This is a genomic window from Methylobacterium brachythecii, from assembly GCF_014196345.1.
GTDB lineage: Bacteria > Pseudomonadota > Alphaproteobacteria > Rhizobiales > Beijerinckiaceae > Methylobacterium > Methylobacterium brachythecii.
This window is the reverse complement of record NZ_JACIDN010000003.1, coordinates 586,865-609,938: the sequence shown is the minus strand read 5'-3', so window position 1 is coordinate 609,938 and position 23,074 is coordinate 586,865. Positions and strand designations below refer to the sequence as shown.

Genomic DNA, 23,074 nt, shown 5'->3' with positions numbered 1-23,074 from the left:
CCCGGGTCTAAGGCGATATGGTTAATGAAAGCTGACGTCCTGCATTCGCACAGGAATCCAATCAACTAGTTTAACCGTCAGTAAACCATGGCGGGTCTTATTGCTTAAGACGAGCCTACGGGCTTCCGAAGTCTTGCCTTGCGTAAAGACGATTGCCATGCCTCGCCGTTCCTCGACCATCGACCCCTCGCCGCATCTGGCCTATCCGCCCACGGCGCGGGATGGGCTGACGCTGTCGCAGGTCGCTCCGATCCTGCGGCGCTCCTGGGCTTGGATCCTGTTTCCCACGCTCCTGGTCGCGGCCGGCGCGGGCGTCTTCGTGCAGGTGGTCCCGCCCCGCTACACGGCGGAGTCCAAGATCCTGCTCGAGACGCGCGACCCATCCTTCGCCCGGACCGCGACCGAGCGCGGCGACCAGGCGCAGCCGATCGACGAGCAGGCGGTGGCGAGCCAAGTCCAGGTCGTGATGTCGCGAGATCTCGCCCGTGAGGCGGTGCGCCGCCTAGGCCTCGTCGGCAATCCCGAATTCGATCCGACGGCTGGTGGGGCTGGCCCGATCCGCCGCCTCCTCATGCTGGCCGGTCTGAGCAAGCCTGCCCTCGACGCCAAGCCCGAGGACCGTGTCCTCGATACCTATTTCGACCGGCTGCTGGTCTATCCCGCCGGCAAGTCGCGCATCCTGCAGGTCGAGTTCAAGTCGGGCGATCCGGAACTCGCCGCCAAGGCCGCGAACACGATTTCCGAACTCTACATCGCCTCGCTGGAGGCCGCGAAGGTCGATACGGCCCGCTACGCCTCGACCTGGCTCGGCGGTAACATCGACACCCTGCGTGCCCGCGTCGCCGACGCCGAGGCGAAGGTCGAAGCCTACCGCGCCAAGAACGGCTTGATCGGCGCCGTCAACACCGCCGGCACCTCGCTGGGCGGTCAGCAACTCGGTGAATTGTCGAGCCAGCTCTCTCAGGCTCGCACGATCAAAGCCGACCTCGGTGGCCGCGTGAAGCTGCTGAAAGAGATGATCAAGGAAGGTCGCGCCTTCGAGATCCCCGACGTCGCCAACAACGAGCTGATCCGCCGCACGGTGGAAAGCCGGATGACTTTGCGCGCCCAGCTCGCGCTCGAATCCCGCACGCTGCTCCCGGCGCATCCGCGCATCAAGGAGCTGACCGCGCAGGTCGAGGATCTCGACTCCCAGATCAAGGCGGCCGCCGAGCGCATCGTGCGCACGCTGGAGAACGACGCCAAGATCGCCGGCGCCCGCGTCGAAAGCCTCCAGGCGACGGTGCAGGGCCAGAGCGACGTCGTCGCCAAGGGCAATTCCAGCGAGATCCAGCTCCGCGCCCTCGAGCGCGAGGCCAAGGTGCAGCGCGAGCAGCTCGAATCCTATCTCTCGCGCTACCGCGAGGCTGCAGCCCGCGACGGCGAGAGCGCGACACCCGCCGATGCGCGGATCGTCTCTCGGGCGATGGTGCCGGAGCTGCCCTCCTTCCCGAAGAAGATCCCGATCGTCGGATTCGCCTCGGTGCTGACGCTGATGCTCGCCGTCGCAGCCGTTCTCGGCCGTCACCTGCTCGCGACGCCAGAGGATCACCTCGACCGGCGCACCGCCCACAATGGACTTGGCCGCGAGCCGTCCAGCCCCATTGAGCCGGCAGCCGATCGCAGCGACTATCCCGAGCCGATGCCGCCCGGACGCCGTTTCGACGCGCCACGCCTCGCGCCTGCCTACGGCAGCTTCGAGGCGCCTGTCACTGCCCATGCTGCCTTCCCGCGGCTCGTGGCAGAGGCGCCCGCAGCGCCGGCTGCCGAGGCCCCGCTGCAGGCACAGGCCGCCGCCGCGCAGGACGGTCGTTATGCCCTGCAGATCCTGATCGATCGGCTCGGTACCGCTGCCAGCCAGGGTGGACGCTGCGTCCTCGTCGTCGAGACTTCCGAGCCCGCAGCAGCGGCCGACGGGCTCTCGCAAGCCCTCGTCCGCGTGCTGGCGCCCCGTGCTTCGACGTTGCTCGTCGACGTCAGTGGCAAGTCTATCGGCCGCGGCAGTCCAGGTCTGACGGACCTCGTCGTGGGCGAGGCCGCCTTCCTCGACGTGATCCACCGGGTCGCCGGCTCGCGCCACCACGTGATCCGGACCGGCCTCGCCGACCGCTCGGTGCTGCTCGACGAGCCACACGGCCTCGCCATCGGCCTCAACGCGATGGCGCAAGCCTATGACTGGGTGATCTGCCGTCTGGTCGCGACGACGGCCGAGCCGGCCGACGACCTGATGTCCGCTCTGTCGGCCTGCATGGACTCGGTGGTGATCGCCTCCGACGCCGAACCGGACGATGCCGGTCTCGTCGCCCTCTACGGCATCGCCACAACGGCTGGCGCGGGACAGGTGCTCGTGGCCCGCGATCCGCACGCGGAGGCGGCCGAGCCGGAGATGGAGCTCCGCCTCTCCGCCTGACAGCGCTAGAGCGCTTTCCGACGAAGCGGACGCCGGTTCGTCGAAGGAAAGCGCGTCAACTCAAAGACCTCGAGCCGCCGGCCTGATGCAATCAGGTCGGATATGGCTCTAGGAATGCCGCAGTTTGCGCAGACGGCTCACCGCCTGCCACAGCCGCGGTGAGCGCTTGATGCGCCGCTTCAGCCGCGAGGCGGTATCCGCTGCGAGAGAGAAAAGGTGCCCTGATGCGGTCACCGGAATCAGCACCTCCACAAGCTCGATCGTCTCGTCGCAGATGCTGGACTTGTAGCGTGCCTCGCCGACGCCGAGGTCGAAAGCGCGGCGACCCGCGCTCGTCTGCTGGCCGATCAGATGGTGCAGCAGCAGGTCGCCGGGGCTGAAGCGGCCGATCTCGGGATCAGGGTCGAATGAGGTCCACATCCCGCTGAAGCGGTTGTCGTTCACGGCACCGGCGAAGGTCGCGAGGACCCGTCCGTCGTTCTTTGCGATCAGAGCATGCAGCTCGATGGCCGGATGCGGCACGCCCGGAGCTGTCGCGGCGACGATAAAGCGTCTCACGTCGTCGTCGGCATAGGGGTTGGCGATGCCCATGGCAGCGAAGCGCGTGCGCTTCTGCTCGTAGAACGCATCGAGGATCGCGGCAATGCTCTCGGGCGTCGACGCCTGGACGTAATCAATGGGACCGAGTGCCTCGACGAGCTTGCGCTCCTTGGCGCGCAGCTTCTTCCGGGCGTCGCCGCTGAAGGCTCGCTTCACGGTCGCTTCGGCGTCGGGGCCGAGCATGAGGCCGTAGGCGTCGCTGGCGCAGGGAGCGCCTTTGGCGCCGAGCGGGTTGGCGATACCGTCCCAGAAGCGCGGCTGATGGTCGAGGGCGTAGGCATCGATACCCGCCGCGCGGCCGGCCCGCACGAGCGCGGCCTCGACCTCCTCTGCGGACGAGCCTGCCGCCTGGCGAGAGGCATAGAGTGGCATGTGGTAGTTCGCGTGCTTGGCGCCGACCACGCGTGCCACCGCCAGCCCGCGCATCCGCGACATCAGCAACGGCAGCAGAGCCGCCGGCCGCCCGGCCGCGTCGCGCAGCACGAGGACTCGCAGGCGATCCTGCGCCTGCAGGCCCGAGACGAAGGAGGCGACCCAATCGAAGCGCTGATAGGGCGTCGCCAGGGCATCGGGCGCCGTCTCCATGGCACGCCAGAGCGCTTCGACGCTCGCGAGATCGGCGAACATCTCCGCCGTCAGGCCCTCGCGCATGCTGTCACGGATCATGCCTGCACCCGTCAGGTCCTGTGCCAGACTCGTCATCGCCCCGCCCTCGCCGGAGACCTCTCGTCACCGGTCCCGCCGGCATAGCCCGGGAGACCTGAACTCGGGATTGAAGGAGCCCGAACCGCCGCGGGCCGTCACCGGCGATCTCGCCGGATGGGTAACGAAAGCTTGTGCACTCGTCCGCTACGGTCGCCGCTGGATCTCCCTCCGCAGGGCTCGAGGATGCTGTCGTCGCGCAACCGTCACCGGCTGTTCAAGGCGGCATTCTCGGCCGTGTCGCTCGTCGGAGCGGATCGCTGGCTGGCGCCTGCTGCGCGCGGGCGCGGGCTGATCCTGACCTTCCACCACGTCCGCCCCGAGGCGCCGGCTGCCTACGCGCCGAACGGGCTGCTCGCCATCACTCCCGACTTCCTCGACCACACGCTCACGCTGCTGCGGGCTCGCGGCTTCGCGCTGATCGGGCTCGACGACGTCCCGGAACGGCTGAGTGGGCCGGCCGCAGATGCGCCCTTCGCCGTCCTCACCTTCGACGACGGCTACCGCGACAACGTCGCCTTCGCCGCGCCCGTCCTCGCGCGCCATCGCGCGCCGTGGACGCTGTTCGTCGCGAGCGATTTCGCCGAGGGACGCGGTCGTCTCTGGTGGATTGAACTGGAGCGCGCCATCGGAGGGCTCGAGCGCGTGCGCCTCTCTCCCGACGAGACCGGAGGGCTCTCCCTCGACCTGCCGGCGCGCGACGCAGCGGAGAAGTCGGCTGCCTTCGATGCGGTCTATCGCGCCCTTCGGTCGGCTCCGGAAGACCGCCTGCTCGCGACGATCGCGGCGCTCTGCGAGCGTGCCGGTTTCGCTCCCGGACGGGTCGCCGAAGAGCTCTGCCTGTCGTGGGACGAGTTGCGCGTCCTCGCCGCCGATCCCGCCGTGACGATCGGCGCACACACGATCAGCCACCCGATGCTCGCCAAGCACGATGAGGCGTTCGCGCTGCGCGAGATCGCCGAGAGCCGCGCGCGGATCGCGTCACGGCTCGGTCGCGAGATCCGCCACCTCTCCTTCCCGGTCGGAGATCCGACTTCGGCGGGGCCGCGCGAATTCGCCATCGCGCGGGAGCTAGGCTTCTCGACCGCGGTCACGACGCGGCCGGGCCATCTCTTCGCCGGCCATGCCGGTCACCTCCACGCGCTGCCGCGGGTCTCCATCAACGGCCTCCATCAGACCGACGCGGCGCTGGCGAGCCTGATTTCGGGCGTGCCGTTCCTGGCCTGGAACCGCGGCAGGAGGGTCAATGTTGGCTAGGCCGTCAGGCGCGGCGCTTTCACAGGAAACCGGGCGAAGCGTCTGCCCGGTTGCTCGTTCAATGACGGCGATGCCGTCTCCGGCGGCGCGATCCCTCCTCGCTTGAACCTCCGACCTCGAAGCTCGCGCTCTGCCGCCCTCCACCGCGTGAATAGCGGCCGCGCCGGCCGCGGCGCGGAGTCTCGTCGATCACCGGCTCTTCGAGGGCCGGCATGCCGGCAATGGCCGACGGAGTCGGCGGCGGGACGGTTATCGCGGGGCCGGGCCCCGTCCCCTCGCTGCCCGAAACGCCTTTGGCGGCGGGTCCGAACATCGCGAGGCACTGGTTATAGGCGAGGTCGTTCTTCAGCCGCTCGCAATCCGCCATTGACCGGGGTGCGTTCTGAGCGAAGGCAACGGACGCGACAAGGGACAACAGGCCTGCGGTTCCGAGGGCAACGATCGTCGATACGGGCGGACGGGGCATCGGGCGCGGTCGGCTCCGGCACGGATTGGTCGAGGATCGCCGCCTTCTGCCGGTGGAGTGAGGCGAAATAAGGAGGATCAAGCAGGATCGTCCGGGCGCTCCATCCAACGGATCAGCGGCATCAGGGGAAAAATCCAGGCGATGCCGAGGATCGAGTAGAGAAGCGCCTGGACCAGAGCCGGCGTCTCCGCGATGCGGCTGTCGGCGAGCGCCATCGCCAGCGGCGCGTAGATGATCACGAAGGCCAGGATCGCGATGGTCCCGATCAGGGCGCGTGTGCGGCGACGCATGGGGAAGTTCCGAAGGCGTGTCTCGACGATGAAGGCAGGCCTAAAGCGCCCGCGCGGGCCTGGCAACGCACGCGGTGCCGCTGCGACCCCGTCGGCGTTGCTCCGCGACCCGCGCCCGGCCTAAAGCATCCCGACATGCCGGACCGTCCGGCGCCATGCTTCACACACTCCCGAGACTCATGCCGTCCTCCCCCCTCCCCGCCGTCCCGACGGCGGCCCTCCGCCCGCATCGCCGCGCGGTGCGGATCTGGCTCTACGGGCTCGCCGCTCTCGTCGTCGCGATGGTGGCGCTCGGCGGCGCGACCCGTCTGACCGGATCCGGCCTGTCCATCACCGAGTGGAAGCCGGTGACCGGCGCCGTCCCGCCTCTCTCGGAAGCGGATTGGGCCGCCGAGTTCGACAAGTATCGCGGCACGCCGCAATACAAGATCCTCAACGAGGGCATCGGCCTCGAGTCCTTCAAGGCGCTTTATTGGTGGGAGTGGGCGCATCGCCTGCTCGGGCGGTTGATCGGCCTCGCCTTCTTCCTGCCGTTGATCGTGTTCTGGCTGCGCGGCGCGCTCGACCGGCGGCTCGGCCTCGGCCTCGTGGCGCTCGGCGTGGTCGGCGCGTTCCAGGGCGCCATCGGCTGGATCATGGTGGCTTCGGGGCTCCAGCCCGGCATGACCGCGGTGGCTCCGGTGAAACTCGCGCTGCATCTCACAACGGCGAGCCTGATTCTGGCCGGTCTCGTTTGGCTCGCAGCCGGCACCCGCTCCACAGCGCTTTCGCCGGCACCTGGACGGCTCCGCGCGGGTGCCGTCGCCCTGATGGTTCTGGTGCTCGTACAGATCGCGCTCGGCGGTCTCGTCGCCGGCTCGCATGCCGGCCTCGCCTACAACACCTGGCCAACGATGAACGGCCTGCTCGTGCCGCCGTTGGATGCGCTGTTCGCGACGGCGCCTTGGATCGAGAACTTCGTCGACAACCTTACCCTGGTGCAGTTCAACCACCGGGTCGTGGCCTATCTGGTGGTGCTCGTGGCGGTTCTGCATGCCCTCGATGCACGGTTGATCGCCCACGGGACTGGCGCGGGGCGCCGAGCCGCAGGCGTCGCGATCCTCGCTCTCGGACAGATGGGGCTCGGCATCGTCACGCTGCTGCTCGCGGTCCCGCTCTGGGCGGCGCTCGCGCATCAGGTCTTCGCCATGGCGGTCCTGACCATGGCCACGGCTCACGCGCGGCTCAGCCGCGGCCATGCCGCTCTCGCAACGGCGGCAGACGAGCCGACCGTGCCGTTCGGCTTCGAGCCTCTCGCTGGCCGCACCACCTGACCGACCCGAAGTGCCGATTTGGGACTTCGTTCCGGCACGGCTCATGCAAGCTCGGCAAGGAGACCGGCAGAAGATCGGCCGTGACGCCCGTCGATTGCGACAGCACGCTATTGCGTAATAGTCGTTGCCGCACTGCACACGCGTATCGAATCGATTGTTCGTTCGAGTTTCGCACAGTGTTAGTGCAGCTCGGTATTTCGGGTCCGGAACAACTTGGACTGCCTGTGACTTATGATTGACCGATTGGTGAGGAGCTCGCGATGTTCCTGGCGGAAGATGGAAGGCCGCTGGCCCTGACTTGGCATTACACCCGCGAGGAGATGATGGCCGATAGTGCCGTCCATCTCCTGGGTGTCGCCCTCGGTATAGCCGGCGCCATCACGCTCGTCGTCATCGCCACGCTCACTCATCTCGGATGGATGGAGCGCGCCTCGATCTTGGTCTATTCCGGCGCGCTCGTTGCGATGCTCGGCGCCTCTGCCGCCTACAACATGTGGCCGGTCTCGCCGCGCAAATGGATTCTGCGCCGGGTCGACCACGCCTTCATCTATCTGATGATCGCCGGCACCTACACGCCCCTCGTCGTGCTGGTCGGGAGCGGCCCGGTCGCCTGGAGCCTGCTCGGTTTGATCTGGACGGTGGCGGCGATCGGCATCGCCATCAAGCTGCTGATGCCGGGCCGCTGGGATCGCCTCTCGATCGTGCTCTATCTCATGCTCGGCTGGAGTGGCGTACTCGCCTATGAATCCACGATCGCGGGGCTCTCGCCGGCAGCGCTTTGGATGCTCGCCATCGGAGGTTTGCTCTATTCCTTCGGCGTGGTCTTCCACGTCTGGCGCAGCCTGCCTTTCCAGAATGCAATCTGGCACGGCTTCGTGCTGGCCGCGGCCTGCTGCCACTACGGAACGATCATCACCAGCGTGCTCGCCGCCGGCAACTGAGAGGGCGTTCAGCCCGGGGCGGCCTCGCTGCCCTCGCCGAGGCAGTCGAGTGCGCGCTCGACGGCGCCGACCGCTTCAAGCAGGCCCTGAACCATCGCGTCCACCTCGGATGCTGGGCGGTTCATCAGTGCGGCTCGTTCGGCCAGATCCTGCAGCCCGTCGAGCGCCACGAACAGGTCGTCGGCAACCGAGACCACGTCGCAGCGCGGCCTGACGGTGACGGGTGCTGGACGGCGGAAGGGAACGACGTTGCTCATGGGGCGAGCCTTTCGCGATTTCGCCCCATTCTGCCACTGCCCGCCCGGCTTCCTCCACACGAATGCCGAGGTCTCGTGGCCTATCCCCCCGACTTCCGATCGGCGTGGTAAGCCCCGCGTGGCCGCTCGACATCACATCCAAGCGAAACCGTTAGGGAACGGTACAGAGTTGCTTGACGGGGACGGCGCCGGGTCGCAGGCCAGGGGCGGGCGACGGGATCCGTCCGACATCGATCAGGCCATGCAGCTTTGCACGGCCGTCGCGCGACGGCCAGTGAGCCGCATATCTTGTTAACGGGAATCCACCGATGCGCCTGACCCTCGCTCTCATCGCCGTCGTTCTCGCCACATCCGCGCTCTCTGGCTGCAACAGCACGGATTCCGGACCCGGCGGCAGCGGGCTCTCGGAGAGCTTCAACCCCGACAATTACCGCCGCTCGAGCAACACCAACGGAACCCAGACCCGGCCGGACGTGAACCGCCAGTTCACGCAGCCGACGCTGCCGACGATCTCGAACCGCGGCTTCTGAATCGGCGCTCGATGCGACGGTGCACGGCATGAGCGGCTTCTCGGTCGACGATGGTGCCTGCGGCGCGGGAGCGGGTTCCTACGAGGCCGGCTTGCTGACCCTTCCGGACGGCACCGCGCGCGGCGTCGAGACGATCGCGCGGCTGAGCCCCAGCGCGCCACGGTCGCGCCGCGGCACGCTGCCGGGGTTCCTTGGAAGCCTGCGCGATGCCTTGCCCTCCTCCGGCCGTCTCGCGATGCCGGCGCGGCTTGCCGTCTCGACCATGCGCGCCGGGCTCGGCGTGATCGAGGAAGGGCTGACGCCGGACGTGGCCCAGCCCATCGCGGTAGAGATCGCCTTCGCCGACGGCACCACGATCGTCGTGCGGATGCCACCGGGACTGATCGCCGCGCTGCACCGGGATCGCGAGGTCGCCCTCGGCGCCCTCGCGCGGGTCTCGGCAGGCCCCGCGGTGGAGACCGCGGAAGCGCGGGAAGCGAGCGAGGCGCTGACCTCGATCTTCCGCTACGAGAAGCGCAATGGACGGCTTCGCCGGATCGCCGAACCGGACCCGGCGGGCTGAAGGGCGGTCAGTTCTTCGCCAGGGCCTCGGCGAAGGCACCGATGCGGTTGCGCGAGTAAGTCGGCAACCCGGCGCTGATCGAGGTGCCGGTGTTGAAGGAGGAGTTCCCCATCAGCACCTGCACCGGGAGCAGGTTCTTGAGCACCGGCACGCGCGCATATTCTTGCTTGCGGTCGAGCACGTCGGCCTTCACCGCCAGCGCCATGTAGGTCGTCACCACCGACTTGCCTGGATCGTTCGGCAGCGGTTGCACGATCGCCAGGAACTTGCCGAAGCGCAGGATCTGGTTGACCCAGAAGATCGTTTGTTCGAGGCCGCCGGCGACCGGCGTGTCGATCTTCGTGAGCGCGTTGAGGCCGGCTGCCTCGCCTGGCTGAACCACACGCAGCTCGCTCTGGAACGAGACGAACTCGGCGACCTTCTTGGTCGTGCCGAGCTCAAGCTTGTTGGCGAGCCGGACTCCGAGCGGCAGCTTGCCTTCGAGATCATAGCGCGACTCCAGACAGACCGCGCCCGGCGTGTCGCACCAGGCCCTGTCGGGGCGCTTGGCGAAGGCGGCGGCCGGATCCTTGGTCGGGGTGACGTCGGCCGGGTTCAGCGCCTTGTGCCGGATGGCGCCGTCCATCTTCGAGACGAAGTCGAGGCTGGCGTAGCGCGACAGGTCGATGGTGCCGGGCGCCTTGTTCACGACGAAGCGCCCTTCAGCGACGTAGACCTTCAGGGTCTCGTGGCGCTGCTTCGTGACGCCGTTGAGCGTCTGGCTGTAGTCGGGTTCGACATAGCCGGGGAATGGGGCGAGCGCCGCGGCCTCGGCCGGACGAGTCTTCACCCAGTCGTTATAGGAGATGAGTCCGTTCTCGGGATTCGCCGAGGCCTTGTCGCGATGGTCCGTGAACAGGATCGTGCCGGGCTTCAGCGTAGCGAGGTCCGAGGCGTCCAACGCACCGACATCCTTCACGTTGGCCGGCACCGTGGCGGTCGGCGCTGCCGGTCCCTGCAGCTTGATGGTCTCCTGCGCGAAGGCGTGCCCAGCCACCGCAAGGGCGAAGAAAAGGGTCGCCGAAAGCTGCTTCAGCACGTCGAATCCTCGGGGTTGTGAAGGCTATGCGCGGCGGCGGCGCTCAGTAGCGCGGATCGTCGCCGAACAGGTAGTCAGGATCGCGCCGGCGCGGGCGCGGATAGCTGTCGGCGTCATCCCCGAACGGAGAAGGCTGTGCCTGTCCGTAGCGATTGCGGCCGGGCCAATTCTGGTAGGGATCGTAGCGCTGCTGTGTGCGACGCGAAGCGTAGGGATCGGTGTCGTTCTTCGCGAAGGGATCGAGCAGGTCGCTTCCGCTGCGGCCAGGGCGGTTGCCGTAATAGTCTCCGGCGACGTCCGCTCCGTCTTCGGAGTTCCCGGAATCGCCGTCCTCCGAATCCGGCCGCATGGCGTACATCGTCTCGCGCGGTACGAGGTTGTATTGGGTGTCGGCGATCTGGCCGTTCTTCCTGCGGAAATGCTCAAGGAAACCGCCGCCGGAGAGCCGCTGCCCGCTCCTGGCATCGATCGGTAGGTCCGCGATCTGGGTCATGGTCTCGGGGGATGGCGGAGCGAGCACGGTGCGCGGCACACCGTTGGCCCAGGCTGCCTGGAAGATCGCCTTGGCGATCGGCACCGAGACGTGGCCGCCGGTCTGGCCGCGGCCCAGCGTCTTGCGGATTCCGTCGGCATTGTCATAGCCGACCCAGACCACGACGCTGATCTCGTTGGTGAAGCCGGCGAACCAGGCGTCGTTCTCGTTCTCAGAGGTGCCGGTCTTGCCGGCCACGTATGGCGAGATCGCCGACATTGCTGCGGCGGTGCCGTGCTGGGTCACGCCCTGCAGCATGGTCTTGAGCTGGTAGAAGGCGACACGGTCGGCCGAGCCGATCCGCACCGGCGCCTTGGCCGGATGCGTGAACACCGCCTTGCCGTCCTTCTCCACCGATTCCAGCGCGTAGGCGCTCGGGCGTGCGCCCTCGTTGGCGATGGCGGCGTAGAAGCTGGCGAGGTCGATCAGCCGTACCGGCTGCGCGCCCAGCACGAAGGGATAGTAGTTCTCACACTCGGCGTAGAGCTGGGCTTCGAGGGCGATGTCGCAGACGCGCTTGAGGCTGGCCGGCGCCTTCTCGGCGATACCGCCCTGCAAGAGGCGGGCGGTGACGAGGTTCTTCGAGAATTCGAGGCCGCGCCGCAGCGTCGTCGGGCCGGAGCCGCCGCCGTCGTAGTTCTTCGGAGACCAGGAATCCCCTGCCCCGCCGATCGGCGGCAGCGTCACCGGAGAATCCATCACCAGGGTATTGGGCTGCAGGCCGGCATTCAGCGCCGCGAGATAGGTCAGGGGCTTCAGCGTCGAGCCGGGCTGGCGGACGGTCTGAGTCACGCGGTTCAGCTGGCTCAGCGGGTAGGAGAAGCCGCCGGTCATCGCCAGGATGCGGCCGGTCTTGTTCTCCAGCACGATCGCTGCGCCCTGCACGGCCGGGCGGACGCGCAATTGCGCGCGCGGCGTGCGGGCGGACGGATCGACGAGCTTCACGCGCACGGCATCGTAGAGCTGAAGCCGTCCGCGCGCGGCACCGGCATCGAGGCTCGCGACACGTCCGTCCGCGAGGCCGACCTTGGTGCCGGCCTTCCCGGTGGAGAGGACGACGGCGAGCGGCCAGTGCACGTCGTAGAGCAGCGGCCGCGCCGTCTGGAGGGCACGCTGCCAGGCGGGCTTGGGGCCGGCCGGTTTCGGGGGCAGCGGCTGCTTGAGGGCGGCTTTCTTACCGCGCGGAGGCGTCGGCTCCGGTGGCGTCGCGGGAGGCAGCGCCGTTTCCACGACCGGAGGCATCGCCTCGAATTTCTTCACGGATTCCGCAAGGTTCATCTCCGGTCCGTCGAAGAAGACGCGACCGGTCCCCCGCTCGTAATTGGCGAGGCCGTCCTGCAAAGCGGATTCGACGGCCGTCTGCAGGCCGGCATTCACCGTCGACCGCACGGTGTAGGAAGTGCTGGTCAGCGATTCCAAACCGGCGAAGGTGCGCGCCTCGCGGCCGAGATGCTCGACGAAGTAGAAGCCGGCATCGCGGCGGACCTGCTCGAAGGGCTTGATGCCGAGATCGCTCTTCTGCGCCTCGGCGAGCTGTTCGTCCGTGATGACCCCGTCCTCCTTCATGCGGGAGAGGACGTAGCCGCGGCGCTCGCGGGCGCGGTCGGGGTATTTTTCGGGGCTGTAGTAGTTCGGGCCCTTGGGCAGGCCGGCGAGCAGGGCCGCCTCCGCGACGCTGAGCTGCGTCACCGATTTCCCGAACCAGCTCCTGGCGGCCATCTCCACGCCGTAGGAGCCGCGGCCGAGATAGATGCCGTTGAGGTAGAGCCCGAGGATCTGCGGCTTGGTCTGGATCTGTTCCAGCCGTGCCGCGACGATCATCTCGCGGATCTTGCGCTCGTAGGTGACGTCGTCGCCGACCGAGAGGTTCTTCACCACCTGCTGGGTGATGGTCGAGCCGCCCGCTGGCCGGCCCGGCGAGGCCAGATTGCCGATGAAGGCGCGGATCACGCCGCGCTCGTCGATGCCGTGGTGCTGGTAGAAGCGCTTGTCCTCGGCCGCGACGAAGGCCTTCTGCACCATCTCCGGGATCTCGCCGATGGGCAGCACCCGGCGGCGCCCGTTCGTCTCGAAGGCCTCGGAATAGGTCTTTCCGGCATTGTCGAGGATCGTGCTCGCGCCCGGCAGCTTCGAATCCTTGAGCACCTCTGCGGAGGGCAAGTCCTTCACGGCGTTGTTGTAGAATTCGATCACCGCGCGGGCGTCGAAGGGCGAATTCGCCGGGTTCTCGCCCTTGCAGAACTGCTTGTAGCTCGTGTTGAGCTCGCCGAGATCGAGCCCGTGCAGGATCTTGGGCGCGTTGTCCCCGGCGACGGTGGTCGGGTCTTCCATCGCCGTGGAGATCAGCTCGTCGAGGTTGATGTCCTCGATGTCGAAGGCCTTGCGCATATGCGCGCAGCCGTCGCGCAGCACCTGCACGACCTGGTCGCGGTCCGCCACCGGGTCAAACTGCGTCTTCACCGCGTCCGGCCGCGTCGTGACCTGGCTGAGGGTCAGCGCGGTCGCGAACAGCTTGATCAGGATGGCGTTCATCGGGCGATGGGCACCGGGGCAAGGACGCAACGAAGGCGTTCTCCGAAGACAACGCCCGAGCTCCGCATATGCGGTGCACAACGCGGCTGTTTTAAGATCACGCGCCGTCTGCCGCGGTGCTCCCGAGCACCGATGAGATCCCGGATTCCCTCGGGACGAGCGCTCGCGTCCCCGCGCGGAAAAAGGTCCGCCGGGGAGATGGATCGGGGAGACGCGGGACGCCGCGGACCCATGTCGACACGCGTGGTCACGAGAAGCGGGGGTCCCCGGCGTCCCGCGGTCCGAAAGCCCTTCGTGAGGGGCGGCCGAACCGGTTTTGCGTCGCGATGTCTTCGGTGATGTCGACCTGTCGCTCAACACGCCCCGGTGCCGGGCTCCTTCTCGAAGCCACCATCCCGAGGAAGTTGCGTGGCACCTCCTTCCGTGCGCGCCGTCTCGTGGTGGACGGCGCCGACAGCATCTCGGTGTCGCCCAGGCAGGGTCGGCCAAAGCCCGGCGCATTTCCTCGCCGAACCCCGCCACGACCCGGGCAGACCTTGCATCGACCTTTCCCGCCCGGGGCGGCAGCGGGTGAGACCACCGACGCGGGCATCGCCCAGACCTCCCTCGGAACCCCGCCCTCGACCCTGCGGCGCTCCCCCGATGATCGGGAGGCTGGTGGCGAACTTCAATCACAAAATAAGATAGTTGTCAATAAATAAGATATTTTTCTTACAATGTGGTGTGCATGGCGCCGACCGGCGCAGGCTGGTCCGGTGAGCCGACCATCGCGTCACGCACACACTGGAACGCTCAAGCTGCGGTCACCGTTGGGGTGCCGCCAGAGCCGGAGGTCCAGAGTGAAGCCCAGCGTGATCCAGGACCTTTGGTACAAGAACGCAGTGTTCTACTGCCTGTCGGTCGGCACCTTCATGGATGCCGACGGCGACGGCACCGGCGATTTCGCCGGGCTGGAGCGGCGGCTCGACTACCTTCTCGGCCTCGGCGTCACCGCGATCTGGCTGCAGCCGTTCCAGCCCTCGCCTCAGCGCGACCACGGCTACGACATCAGCGACTATTACGGCGTCGACCCGATCTACGGCTCGCTCGGCGATTTCGTGGCCTTCACCCATGCCGCCAAACAGCGCGGCCTCAAGGTCATCATCGACCTCGTCGTCAATCACACCTCGGACCAGCATCGATGGTTCCAGGAAGCCCGCTCGGACCCCGCCTCGCGCTACCGCGACTGGTACGTCTGGTCCGACAAGCGGCCCGCCAACTACGACGAAGGCATGGTGTTTCCGGGCGTGCAGAAGACGACCTGGACCTACGACGAGACGGCCAAGGCTTGGTACTTCCACCGCTTCTTCGACTTCCAGCCCGATCTCAACACCGCCAATCCCGAGGTTCAGGCCGAGATCCTGAAGATCATGGGCTTCTGGCTCGAACTCGGCGTCGCCGGCTTCCGCATGGACGCCGTGCCTTTCGTGATCGCCGCGAAGGGGCCGGAGGTGAAGGGCGCGCCGAAGGAGCATTTCGACTGGCTGCGCGACTTCCGCGAATTCCTGCAATGGCGTGCGGGTGATGCCATCATCCTCGCCGAGGCCAACGTCCTGCCCAAGGACGACATGGAGTATTTCGGCGACGACAACGACCGCATGCACATGATGTTCAACTTCCAGGTCAACCAGGCTCTGTTCTACGCCCTGGCGGCCTCGGACGTGCGGCCTCTGGTCAAGGCGCTGAACAAGACCTGGAACCGGCCGCCCTCGGCGCAATGGGCGATGTTTCTGCGCAACCACGACGAGCTGGATCTCGGCCGGCTGACCGAGAAGCAGCGCCGGACGGTCTTCGACGCGTTCGGACCGGACAAGGACATGCAGCTCTACGACCGCGGCATCCGCCGTCGGCTCGCGCCGATGCTCGACGGCGACCGGCGCCGGATCGAGCTGGCCTACTCGCTGATGTTCTCGCTGCCCGGCACACCGGTCCTGCGCTACGGCGACGAGATCGGCATGGGCGACGACCTCTCGATTCCCGAGCGCGACTGCGCCCGCACGCCGATGCAGTGGACCGCGGATGCCCAGGGCGGTTTCACCAAGGGCGCCCGGCCGGTGAGCCCGCCCATCAGCGAGGGGGCCTACGGCTTCGAGCACGTCAACGTCGCGAGCCAGCGACACGAGCACGGCTCGCTGCTCCACTGGATGCAGAGCATCATCCGCCAGCGCAAGGAGGTGCCGGAGATCGGCTGGGGCGATTTCAGCGTGATCGAGACCGGCGAGAACGCGGTGCTCGGCCTGCGCTACGACTGGCGCAACAACTCGGTTCTGTGCCTGCACAATCTCGACGCCAAGCCGCTCGAACTGCGCTTCGAGACGGGCGTGAAGGGCGAGCAGGGCCGGCTTCTGGTCGACCTCCTCACCGGCGAGCGCGCGGAGGCCGGCAAGGACGGCCGGCACCGGGTGCTGATCGAGGGCTACGGCTATCATTGGTACCGGGTCGGCGGCCTCGACGCCCTGCTCCGGCGCAGCACGAGCTGACACGGCGATGGGTGCACGGCGCGCGCATTGCGGATAGAAGGGCGCCAGCCTCTCGCACGCGCCTATTCGGACACCGAATGACTGCAACCCTTCGCGCCGGGATCATCCCGGTCACGCCCTTCCAGCAGAACTGCACCCTGATCTGGGACGATGCCACCAAGGTCGGCGCCGTGGTCGATCCGGGCGGGGACCTCGACCGGATCGAGGCTGCGATCAAGGATCAGGGCCTGACGATCGAGAAGATCCTGCTCACCCACGGCCATATCGACCACGCGGGTGGCGCGGCAGAGCTGAAGGAGCGGCTGGGCGGCGTGCCGATCGAGGGGCCGCACCAGGCCGATCGCTTTCTGCTCGACCGGTTGCCGCAGACCGGTGCCGAATACGGCATCGCCGGTGCGCGTCAGGTCACGCCCGACCGCTGGCTCGACGAGGGCGATCAGGTCAGCGTCTCGGGGCTCACCTTCGACATCCTGCATGCGCCCGGGCACTCACCCGGCAGCGTCGTGTTCATGAGCCGCGACGAGCGCCTCGCGCTGGTCGGAGACGTGGTGTTTCGCGGTTCGGTCGGCCGCACGGATCTTCCCGGCGGAAACCACGAGCAGTTGATCCGGGCGATCCTCGACAAGGTGCTGCCGCTCGGCGACGACGTTTCTTTCATCCCCGGTCATGGTCCGACCGGTACGCTCGGCGAGGAGCGACAGACCAACCCATTCCTTCAGGACTGAGGCCGCTTACTGCCCCGCGCCGCCCTTACGAGGCGATCCGGTGCCGCATCCCCAGCGTTGGAAGCGTTGGAGCGGTGGCATTGGATGGCTTCGCTACGCTTGCAACGACGACGGCGGATGATGCCGCCTGAGTAGGCCGGCGGCGGGCGTGACGGGGCCTCCAAAAGGTATCCCCGCCGCTCCGTCCTCCCCGGTCGAAAATCGATGCATTCGCAAGGCGGAACGCTTATATCAGCCGAGCACACAATTCGCAGGCGCGCGCCCGGCGCACCACCCTCACGTCGCCGGGCCGGATAACCCTCAAGCGTACACCTCGCCTGCTAGAGGAAGTTCATGTCCGACAACGAGAATCCCGCCGGCGCCGACGATTACGGCGCCGAGTCGATCCGAGTGCTCAAGGGCCTCGACGCCGTCCGCAAACGTCCCGGAATGTATATCGGCGACACCGATGACGGCTCCGGCCTCCACCACATGATCTACGAGGTCATCGACAACGGGATCGACGAGGCGCTCGCCGGCCATGCCAGCCTCGTCACGCTGACGCTGAACGCCGACGGATCGGCCACGGTGTTCGACAACGGTCGCGGCATCCCGACCGACATCCACAAGGAGGAAGGCGTCTCGGCGGCCGAGGTCATCATGACCCAGCTCCATGCCGGCGGGAAGTTCGACCAGAACTCCTACAAGGTCTCCGGCGGCCTGCACGGCGTCGGCGTCTCGGTGGTCAACGCGCTGTCTCAATGGCTGCGCCTGCGCATCTGGCGCAACGGTCAGGAGCATTCGATGGAATTCCGCCACGGCGATGCCGTGGCTCCCCTCGCCGTGGTCGGGCCGGCCGGCGACCGCCGTGGCACCGAGGTCAGCTTCCTGCCCTCGACCGACACCTTCACCATGGTCGAGTTCGATTTCGGCACGCTGGAGAAGCGCCTGCGCGAGCTCGCCTTCCTGAATTCCGGCGTCCGCATCGTCATCGTCGACGCGCGGCATGCCGAGCACAAGCGCGAGGAGCTCTGCTACGAGGGCGGCGTCGAAGAATTCGTGCGCTATCTCGACCGTTCCCGGAAGCCGATCGACGGCGTGACCAAGCCGCTCGTCGTGCTCGGCGAGCGCGACGGCATCCGCGTAGAATGCGCGCTATGGTGGAACGACTCGTTCAACGAGACCGTGCTGCCCTTCACCAACAACATCCCACAACGCGACGGCGGCACCCACATGGCGGGTTTCCGCGCGGCGCTGACGCGGCAGCTCACCGGCTATGCGGAATCCTCCGGCGTCGCCAAGCGCGAGAAGGTCTCGCTGACCGGCGACGATTGCCGCGAAGGCCTGACCGCCATCGTCTCGGTGCAGGTGCCCGATCCAAAATTCTCCTCGCAGACCAAGGACAAGCTCGTCTCGTCCGAGGTGCGCCCGGCGGTCGAGAACATTCTCAACCAGGGTCTCTCGAGCTGGCTCGAAGAGAACCCGTCGCAGGCGAAGTCGGTGATGGCCAAGGTCGTCCTCGCGGCCGCGGCCCGCGAGGCGGCGCGTAAGGCCCGCGAGACCATCACCCGCAAGGGCGCGCTGGACATCGCCTCGCTGCCCGGCAAGCTCGCCGATTGCCAGGAGCGCGATCCGACCAAATGCGAGATCCTGCTGGTGGAGGGCGATTCCGCCGGCGGCTCGGCCAAGCAGGGCCGCGACCGGACCTTCCAGGCGGTTCTGCCCCTGCGCGGAAAGATTTTGAACGTCGAGCGCGTGCGCGCCGACCGGATGTTGTCTTCCGCCGAGATCGGCACGCTGATCACGGCGCTCGGGGCCGGTATCGGCCGCTCGTCGACCGACCGCGAGGGCTTCAACCCGGAGAAGCTGCGTTACCACCGCATCATCATCATGACCGATGCGGACGTGGACGGCTCGCACATCCGCACGCTGCTGCTGACGTTCTTCTTCCGGCAGATGCCGGAGCTGATCGAGCGCGGCCACCTCTACATCGCGCAGCCGCCGCTCTACAAAGCCGAGCGCGGCCGCAAGGTGATCTACCTCAAGGACGAGCGCGCGCTCGAAGATTACCTGATCGACCAAGGCATCGAGGGTGCCGTCCTGCGCCTCGCCTCCGGCACCGAGTTCGGCGGCGACCAGCTCAAGGTGCTGGTCGAGGAGGCCCGCGCCTTCCGCACCACGCTCCAGGGGCTGCATACCCGCTACGACCGCTCGGTCGTCGAGCAGACGGTGCTGGCGGGAGCGCTCTCGCCTGAGATCGCCGAGAACATCGGCGAGGCGGAGGCCCTGGCCGACGTCGTCTCCAAGCGCCTCGACCGGATCGCCGAGGACATCGAACGTGGGTGGGTCGGCGAGGCCAGTGAGGGCGGCTACGCCTTCAGCCGGACGCTGCGCGGCGTGCGTCAGGTGTCGACCCTCGACGCTCCGCTGATCTCCTCGCAGGAGGCGCGGCGCCTGCATTCCCGCGCGCCTTCCCTGCGCGAGATCTACGACGAGGCCGTCACCCTTGCCCGGAAGGGCGACGAGCAGGTGCTGCACGGTCCCGTCGGGCTGTTCGAGACCATCATGGCCTTCGGCCGCAAGGGCCTGCAGCTGCAGCGCTACAAGGGCCTGGGCGAGATGAACCCGCATCAGCTCTTCGAGACCACCCTCGACCGCGAGACGCGCTCGCTGCTCCAGGTCAAGGTCAAGGACACCCAGGACGCCGACGACCTGTTCGTGAAGCTGATGGGTGACATCGTCGAGCCGCGGCGCGAGTTCATCCAGGAGAACGCGCTCAGCGTGGCGAACCTCGACGTCTAGCCGCCGCAGACCTCACGGTTCGGAGGCGCCCGGCTCCTGGTCTCCTTCGCAGGCCTTGACGTCGGACGCGGCGCGCGCGGCGCGCGCCATCGCGATCAGGTCGGCAGCCGTCAGCGCCGTCGCCGGTAGCGGTTTCGCGCGTACTCCGCCGGCCGGGATCGGGGGGCTTGCCGGCATCAAGCGACGCGGAGCGGGCCAGAGCGAATTCCGTGTCCGGATGACCTTGCCTGCTGCCCACTGTCTCATCGCCGTCTCCGCTTTGGAACGGCCAAGCTAGTGCCGCGCCAACGTCGAACCATGCTTGACAGAGCGGAAGGTGGTGCTTCGCCGGCGAAAATTGGATCGGCGCCGTGTGGAACCGGAGCTGATCCGGTTCGGTCGAAGGCCTCATGCGGCGTTAGCCGGGCGCTTACCCTGCTTTCGGAAAGATCATGCAGGAATGGCTTCGAGCGGCTGCGACCGCGCCCGCTTTAACCGACGGCCGACGCATCGTGCTGCAGAACTCCCCGAGCCGGCCCAAGGCCGTCACCGAGGGAGCACGCCGTGGTCGCGTCCGCACATCCGCACCAGCCCGCTCAGGTCGACCGGGTCCTGCACGTGTTTCGTGCGCCGATCGGCGGATTGTTTCGCCATGTCGTCGACCTTGCGCGCCTTCAGAGCGAAGCCGGGCATCGCGTCGGCATCGTCTGCGACTCGACGACCGGGGGAGCCCGCGCCGAGGAGGCCTTGCGCGAGTTGATGCCGAGCCTGGCGCTCGGCGTGACCCGCATTCCCATGCGGAGAAACCCGCATCCGTCGGATCTCTCTGCGCTGATGGCGGTCCGGGACGTCGCCGAGCGGGTTCGCGCCAACGTGCTGCACGGTCATGGCGCAAAAGGCGGAGTCTACGCCCGCCTCGCTCCCGTCCGCTCCGATGATGGAGTGCCGGAGCCGATCCGCGCCTACACGCCGCATGGCGGCAGCTACAACTATCGGCCGGGCAGCCTGTCGCACCGCGTCTACATGGCGGCCGAGGGATTTCTCGCGCGGCACACCGACGTGTTCCTGTTCGAGAGCGAATACGTGGCCGCGCGTCACCGGACCTTCGTCGGCGAGCCGCGATGCCAGATGCGCATCGTCCATAACGGCATCAGCGAGGCCGAGTTCGTGCCGATCATCCCGGCCGACGATCAGTATGACCTCGTCTATGTCGGCGAATTGCGCGAAGCGAAGGGCATCCCATGGCTGCTCGATGCGCTCGCCTCGCTGCGGGGCCAGGGGCGCGCCCTGCGGCTCCTCATGGTTGGATCGGGCCCGGATGCCGAGACGTTGCAGGCTCATGCCGCGCATCTCGGGCTGGCCGAGGCGGTCACGTTCGAGCCGCCGCAGCCGATCCGTCCCGTGCTCGCGCGCGGCCGGCTCATGGTCGTTCCGTCATTGGCCGAGTCCCTCCCCTACGTTGTCCTGGAGGCGGCGGCCGCCGGACAGCCGCTGATCGCGACGAATGTGGGTGGCATCCCCGAGATCTTCGGGCCGAGCGCCTTCGACCTCGTGGCTCCCCGAAACGCTCGGGCGTTGGTCGACGCGATCGCCAAGGTTCTCGATGCGACACCGGAGGACCGCGACGCTCGTTTCGGCGCCTTGAGCACCTTCGTGCAGGCGCGCTTCTCCATGAGGCGCATGGGCGCCGACGTGCTCTCGGGCTACGTCGCGGCCTTCGCGGCGCGAGACGCAGCCGTACCGTCCCGCGCCAAGGCTCACGCGACCGCCCCGCAATCGGCCTGATTGCGGCAGCGCCATTAAACCTTCCGAGAGCGTCGGCGCGCTAGGCTCGCCAACCGGCGCTTCACCTCCTCGCGCATGGGCCTGGACCTGAGCCATGAGTGCTTTCGGAGTTCGTGATCTCCTCGACGTAGCGGGCGCCCCCGGCATCGGCGGCCAGTCCGGTCCGGAGGATCAGGGCGCCCCGATGCAAGGGCCGCCCGCCTCGGCCCAGCCGCCGGCCGAGGCGCTGGCGCCCGTGCTCAAGGGCCCCGCGCTCACGCCGGTGGTGCTCTCGGGCTGCGTGCGCGGCCTCGAGATCCTGTCGCTCGTCGTGCTCGGCTTCGTCGCTCAGGAGATCACCCTCGGCGGCGTGGTGCCGCTCGGCTGGTCCTACGTCGCGGCCATTCTCGCGATCGCAGGCCTCGCGGGCGCCGCCTTCCAGATCAGCGGCTGTTATCGCATCGCTGCCTTCCGCAGCATCCCGAAATCCTTCGCGAAGCTCGCGCTCGGCTGGTCGCTCGCCTTCCTCCTCGTCGCGACCGCCATGGTGCTGACCAAGCTGTCCGACCATTACTCGCGCATCTGGCTGACGAGCTTCTACGCGGGCGGCCTCGGCCTGCTGACCATCGGTCGGGTCGTGCTCTTCGTGTTCATCGGTCGGCAGATGAGCAAGGGCCTGTTCGATCGCCGGACCGCCATCGTCGGCGGAGGCGCTGCTGCAGAAGAGCTGATCCGTTCGCTGGAGGCCTCCGCCGACAGCAGCATCCGGATCGTCGGCGTGTTCGACGACCGGGGCGATGCGCGCTCCAACGACGTCGTCGCTGGGCATCCGAAGCTCGGCAACGTCAACGACCTCGTCGCCTACGCCCGTCGGGCACGGATCGATCTCATCGTCTTCACGATTCCGATCTCGGCCGAGACGCGCATCCTGCAGATGCTCGCCAAGCTCTGGGTGCTGCCGATCGACATCCGCCTCTCGGCGCATGCGACGAAGCTGCGCCTGCGCCCGCGCGCCTATTCGTATCTCGGCGCCGTGCCGGTGCTCGACGTGTTCGACAAGCCCCTCGCCGACTGGGACGTGATCCTGAAGAACGTGTTCGACAAGGTGGTGGCCTGCGCCGCGCTGATCGCGCTGGCACCGGTGATGCTCGCCGTGGCGCTCGCGGTGAAGTTCGGCTCGAAGGGGCCGGCGCTGTTCAAGCAGAAGCGCTACGGGTTCAACAACGAGCTGATCGAGGTCTTCAAGTTCCGCTCGATGTATGTCGACCAGGGCGATGCCGGCGCCGCCAAGCTCGTCACCAAGGGCGACCCTCGGGTGACACCGGTCGGCCGATTCATCCGCAAGACCTCGCTCGACGAGTTGCCGCAGCTCTTCAACGTGCTGAAGGGCAACCTCTCGCTGGTCGGTCCCCGGCCGCACGCCCTGCAGGCCAAGGCCGCCAACGCGCTCTACGACCAGGTCGTCGACGGCTACTTCGCCCGCCACAAGGTCAAGCCCGGCATCACCGGCTGGGCGCAGATCAATGGCTGGCGCGGCGAGACCGACACCTCCGAGAAGCTGCAGCGCCGTGTCGAGCACGACCTCTACTACATCGAAAACTGGTCGATCCTGCTCGACATCCAGATCCTGGCAACCACACCCTTCGCGCTTCTCAAGACCGAGAACGCTTACTGAGCGAGGGTTGCCGGCAAGCGCTCTGCAGACATCGAGGCAGGCCAACGAAAGGGGGCGCGGATCGTGAGATCCGCGCCCCTTGCCGTCCGGTGGGAATGGTCGGCCGCTCAGGCGGCTCGTTG

Annotated in this window: 18 protein-coding genes; 11 read left to right on the top strand and 7 right to left on the bottom strand. The window is 67.6% G+C overall.

The window, feature by feature from the left end; all coding sequences use genetic code 11:
- Window positions 1-157: 157 nt before the first annotated feature.
- Window positions 158-2,449 (top strand): GumC family protein, encoded by a 2,292-nt coding sequence (locus GGR33_RS10575; RefSeq protein WP_183504726.1) that lies wholly within the window; start codon window positions 158-160, stop codon window positions 2,447-2,449.
- Window positions 2,450-2,557: 108 nt separating this feature from the next.
- On the opposite strand, the gene GGR33_RS10570 is transcribed toward GGR33_RS10575, so the two are convergent.
- Window positions 2,558-3,751 carry a GNAT family N-acetyltransferase gene (locus GGR33_RS10570; RefSeq protein WP_183504724.1) on the bottom strand — a complete coding sequence of 398 codons (1,194 nt, stop codon included), beginning with the start codon at window positions 3,749-3,751 and terminating at the stop codon, window positions 2,558-2,560.
- Window positions 3,752-3,937: 186 nt separating this feature from the next.
- On the opposite strand from GGR33_RS10570, the gene GGR33_RS10565 reads away from it, so the two are divergent.
- On the top strand, window positions 3,938-5,008 hold the full coding sequence (locus GGR33_RS10565) for a polysaccharide deacetylase family protein (RefSeq protein ID WP_183504722.1): 1,071 nt from the start codon (window positions 3,938-3,940) through the stop codon (window positions 5,006-5,008).
- A gap of 58 nt (window positions 5,009-5,066) precedes the next feature.
- Here GGR33_RS10565 and GGR33_RS10560 read toward each other — a convergent pair whose 3' ends face one another.
- The gene (locus tag GGR33_RS10560) at window positions 5,067-5,375 is read right to left on the bottom strand and encodes a hypothetical protein (protein WP_343068465.1); all 309 of its coding nucleotides are present in this window, start codon (window positions 5,373-5,375) and stop codon (window positions 5,067-5,069) included.
- A 176-nt stretch (window positions 5,376-5,551) separates the two neighbouring features.
- Complete coding sequence (locus tag GGR33_RS10555; RefSeq protein WP_183504719.1) at window positions 5,552-5,764, bottom strand: DUF2842 domain-containing protein; 213 nt, start codon at window positions 5,762-5,764, stop codon at window positions 5,552-5,554.
- Window positions 5,765-5,943: 179 nt separating this feature from the next.
- On the opposite strand from GGR33_RS10555, the gene GGR33_RS10550 reads away from it, so the two are divergent.
- Both GGR33_RS10550 and trhA read left to right on the top strand, forming a co-directional pair.
- On the top strand, window positions 5,944-7,077 hold the full coding sequence (locus GGR33_RS10550) for a COX15/CtaA family protein (RefSeq protein WP_183504718.1): 1,134 nt from the start codon (window positions 5,944-5,946) through the stop codon (window positions 7,075-7,077).
- Between the two features lie 260 nt (window positions 7,078-7,337).
- Window positions 7,338-8,018: a PAQR family membrane homeostasis protein TrhA gene (gene trhA / locus GGR33_RS10545; RefSeq protein ID WP_183504717.1), complete on the top strand. Its 681-nt coding sequence runs from the start codon at window positions 7,338-7,340 to the stop codon at window positions 8,016-8,018.
- Between the two features lie 8 nt (window positions 8,019-8,026).
- On the opposite strand, the gene GGR33_RS10540 is transcribed toward trhA, so the two are convergent.
- Window positions 8,027-8,275: a hypothetical protein gene (locus tag GGR33_RS10540; protein ID WP_183504716.1), complete on the bottom strand. Its 249-nt coding sequence runs from the start codon at window positions 8,273-8,275 to the stop codon at window positions 8,027-8,029.
- 308 nt (window positions 8,276-8,583) lie between these two features.
- Between GGR33_RS10540 and GGR33_RS10535 the strand changes: the two genes are divergently transcribed.
- On the top strand, window positions 8,584-8,805 hold the full coding sequence (locus GGR33_RS10535; protein WP_183504715.1) for a hypothetical protein: 222 nt from the start codon (window positions 8,584-8,586) through the stop codon (window positions 8,803-8,805).
- A 28-nt stretch (window positions 8,806-8,833) separates the two neighbouring features.
- Window positions 8,834-9,367: a hypothetical protein gene (locus GGR33_RS10530; protein ID WP_183504714.1), complete on the top strand. Its 534-nt coding sequence runs from the start codon at window positions 8,834-8,836 to the stop codon at window positions 9,365-9,367.
- Window positions 9,368-9,374: 7 nt separating this feature from the next.
- On the opposite strand, the gene GGR33_RS10525 is transcribed toward GGR33_RS10530, so the two are convergent.
- Complete coding sequence (locus GGR33_RS10525) at window positions 9,375-10,445, bottom strand: hypothetical protein (RefSeq protein ID WP_183504713.1); 1,071 nt, start codon at window positions 10,443-10,445, stop codon at window positions 9,375-9,377.
- A gap of 43 nt (window positions 10,446-10,488) precedes the next feature.
- Entirely contained in the window at window positions 10,489-13,509 is a 3,021-nt protein-coding gene (locus tag GGR33_RS10520) for a penicillin-binding protein 1A (protein WP_183504712.1), read from the bottom strand.
- A gap of 851 nt (window positions 13,510-14,360) precedes the next feature.
- Between GGR33_RS10520 and GGR33_RS10515 the strand changes: the two genes are divergently transcribed.
- The 3 genes from GGR33_RS10515 to gyrB all read left to right on the top strand — a co-directional run bounded on the left by GGR33_RS10515 (window position 14,361) and on the right by gyrB (window position 19,534).
- On the top strand, window positions 14,361-16,028 hold the full coding sequence (locus GGR33_RS10515) for an alpha-amylase family protein (RefSeq protein ID WP_183505101.1): 1,668 nt from the start codon (window positions 14,361-14,363) through the stop codon (window positions 16,026-16,028).
- A 77-nt stretch (window positions 16,029-16,105) separates the two neighbouring features.
- Complete coding sequence (locus GGR33_RS10510) at window positions 16,106-16,753, top strand: MBL fold metallo-hydrolase (RefSeq protein WP_183504711.1); 648 nt, start codon at window positions 16,106-16,108, stop codon at window positions 16,751-16,753.
- Between the two features lie 333 nt (window positions 16,754-17,086).
- Window positions 17,087-19,534, top strand: coding sequence for a DNA topoisomerase (ATP-hydrolyzing) subunit B (gene gyrB, locus GGR33_RS10505; RefSeq protein WP_183504709.1), 2,448 nt, complete (start codon window positions 17,087-17,089; stop codon window positions 19,532-19,534).
- A gap of 12 nt (window positions 19,535-19,546) precedes the next feature.
- Here the strand turns inward: gyrB and GGR33_RS10500 are convergent, their stop codons facing one another.
- Window positions 19,547-19,780, bottom strand: coding sequence for a hypothetical protein (locus GGR33_RS10500; RefSeq protein WP_183504707.1), 234 nt, complete (start codon window positions 19,778-19,780; stop codon window positions 19,547-19,549).
- 297 nt (window positions 19,781-20,077) lie between these two features.
- Between GGR33_RS10500 and GGR33_RS10495 the strand changes: the two genes are divergently transcribed.
- Window positions 20,078-21,298: a glycosyltransferase family 4 protein gene (locus GGR33_RS10495; protein WP_183504705.1), complete on the top strand. Its 1,221-nt coding sequence runs from the start codon at window positions 20,078-20,080 to the stop codon at window positions 21,296-21,298.
- Between the two features lie 94 nt (window positions 21,299-21,392).
- Window positions 21,393-22,952 (top strand): undecaprenyl-phosphate glucose phosphotransferase, encoded by a 1,560-nt coding sequence (locus GGR33_RS10490; RefSeq protein ID WP_183504703.1) that lies wholly within the window; start codon window positions 21,393-21,395, stop codon window positions 22,950-22,952.
- The last annotated feature ends 122 nt before the right edge of the window (window positions 22,953-23,074 follow it).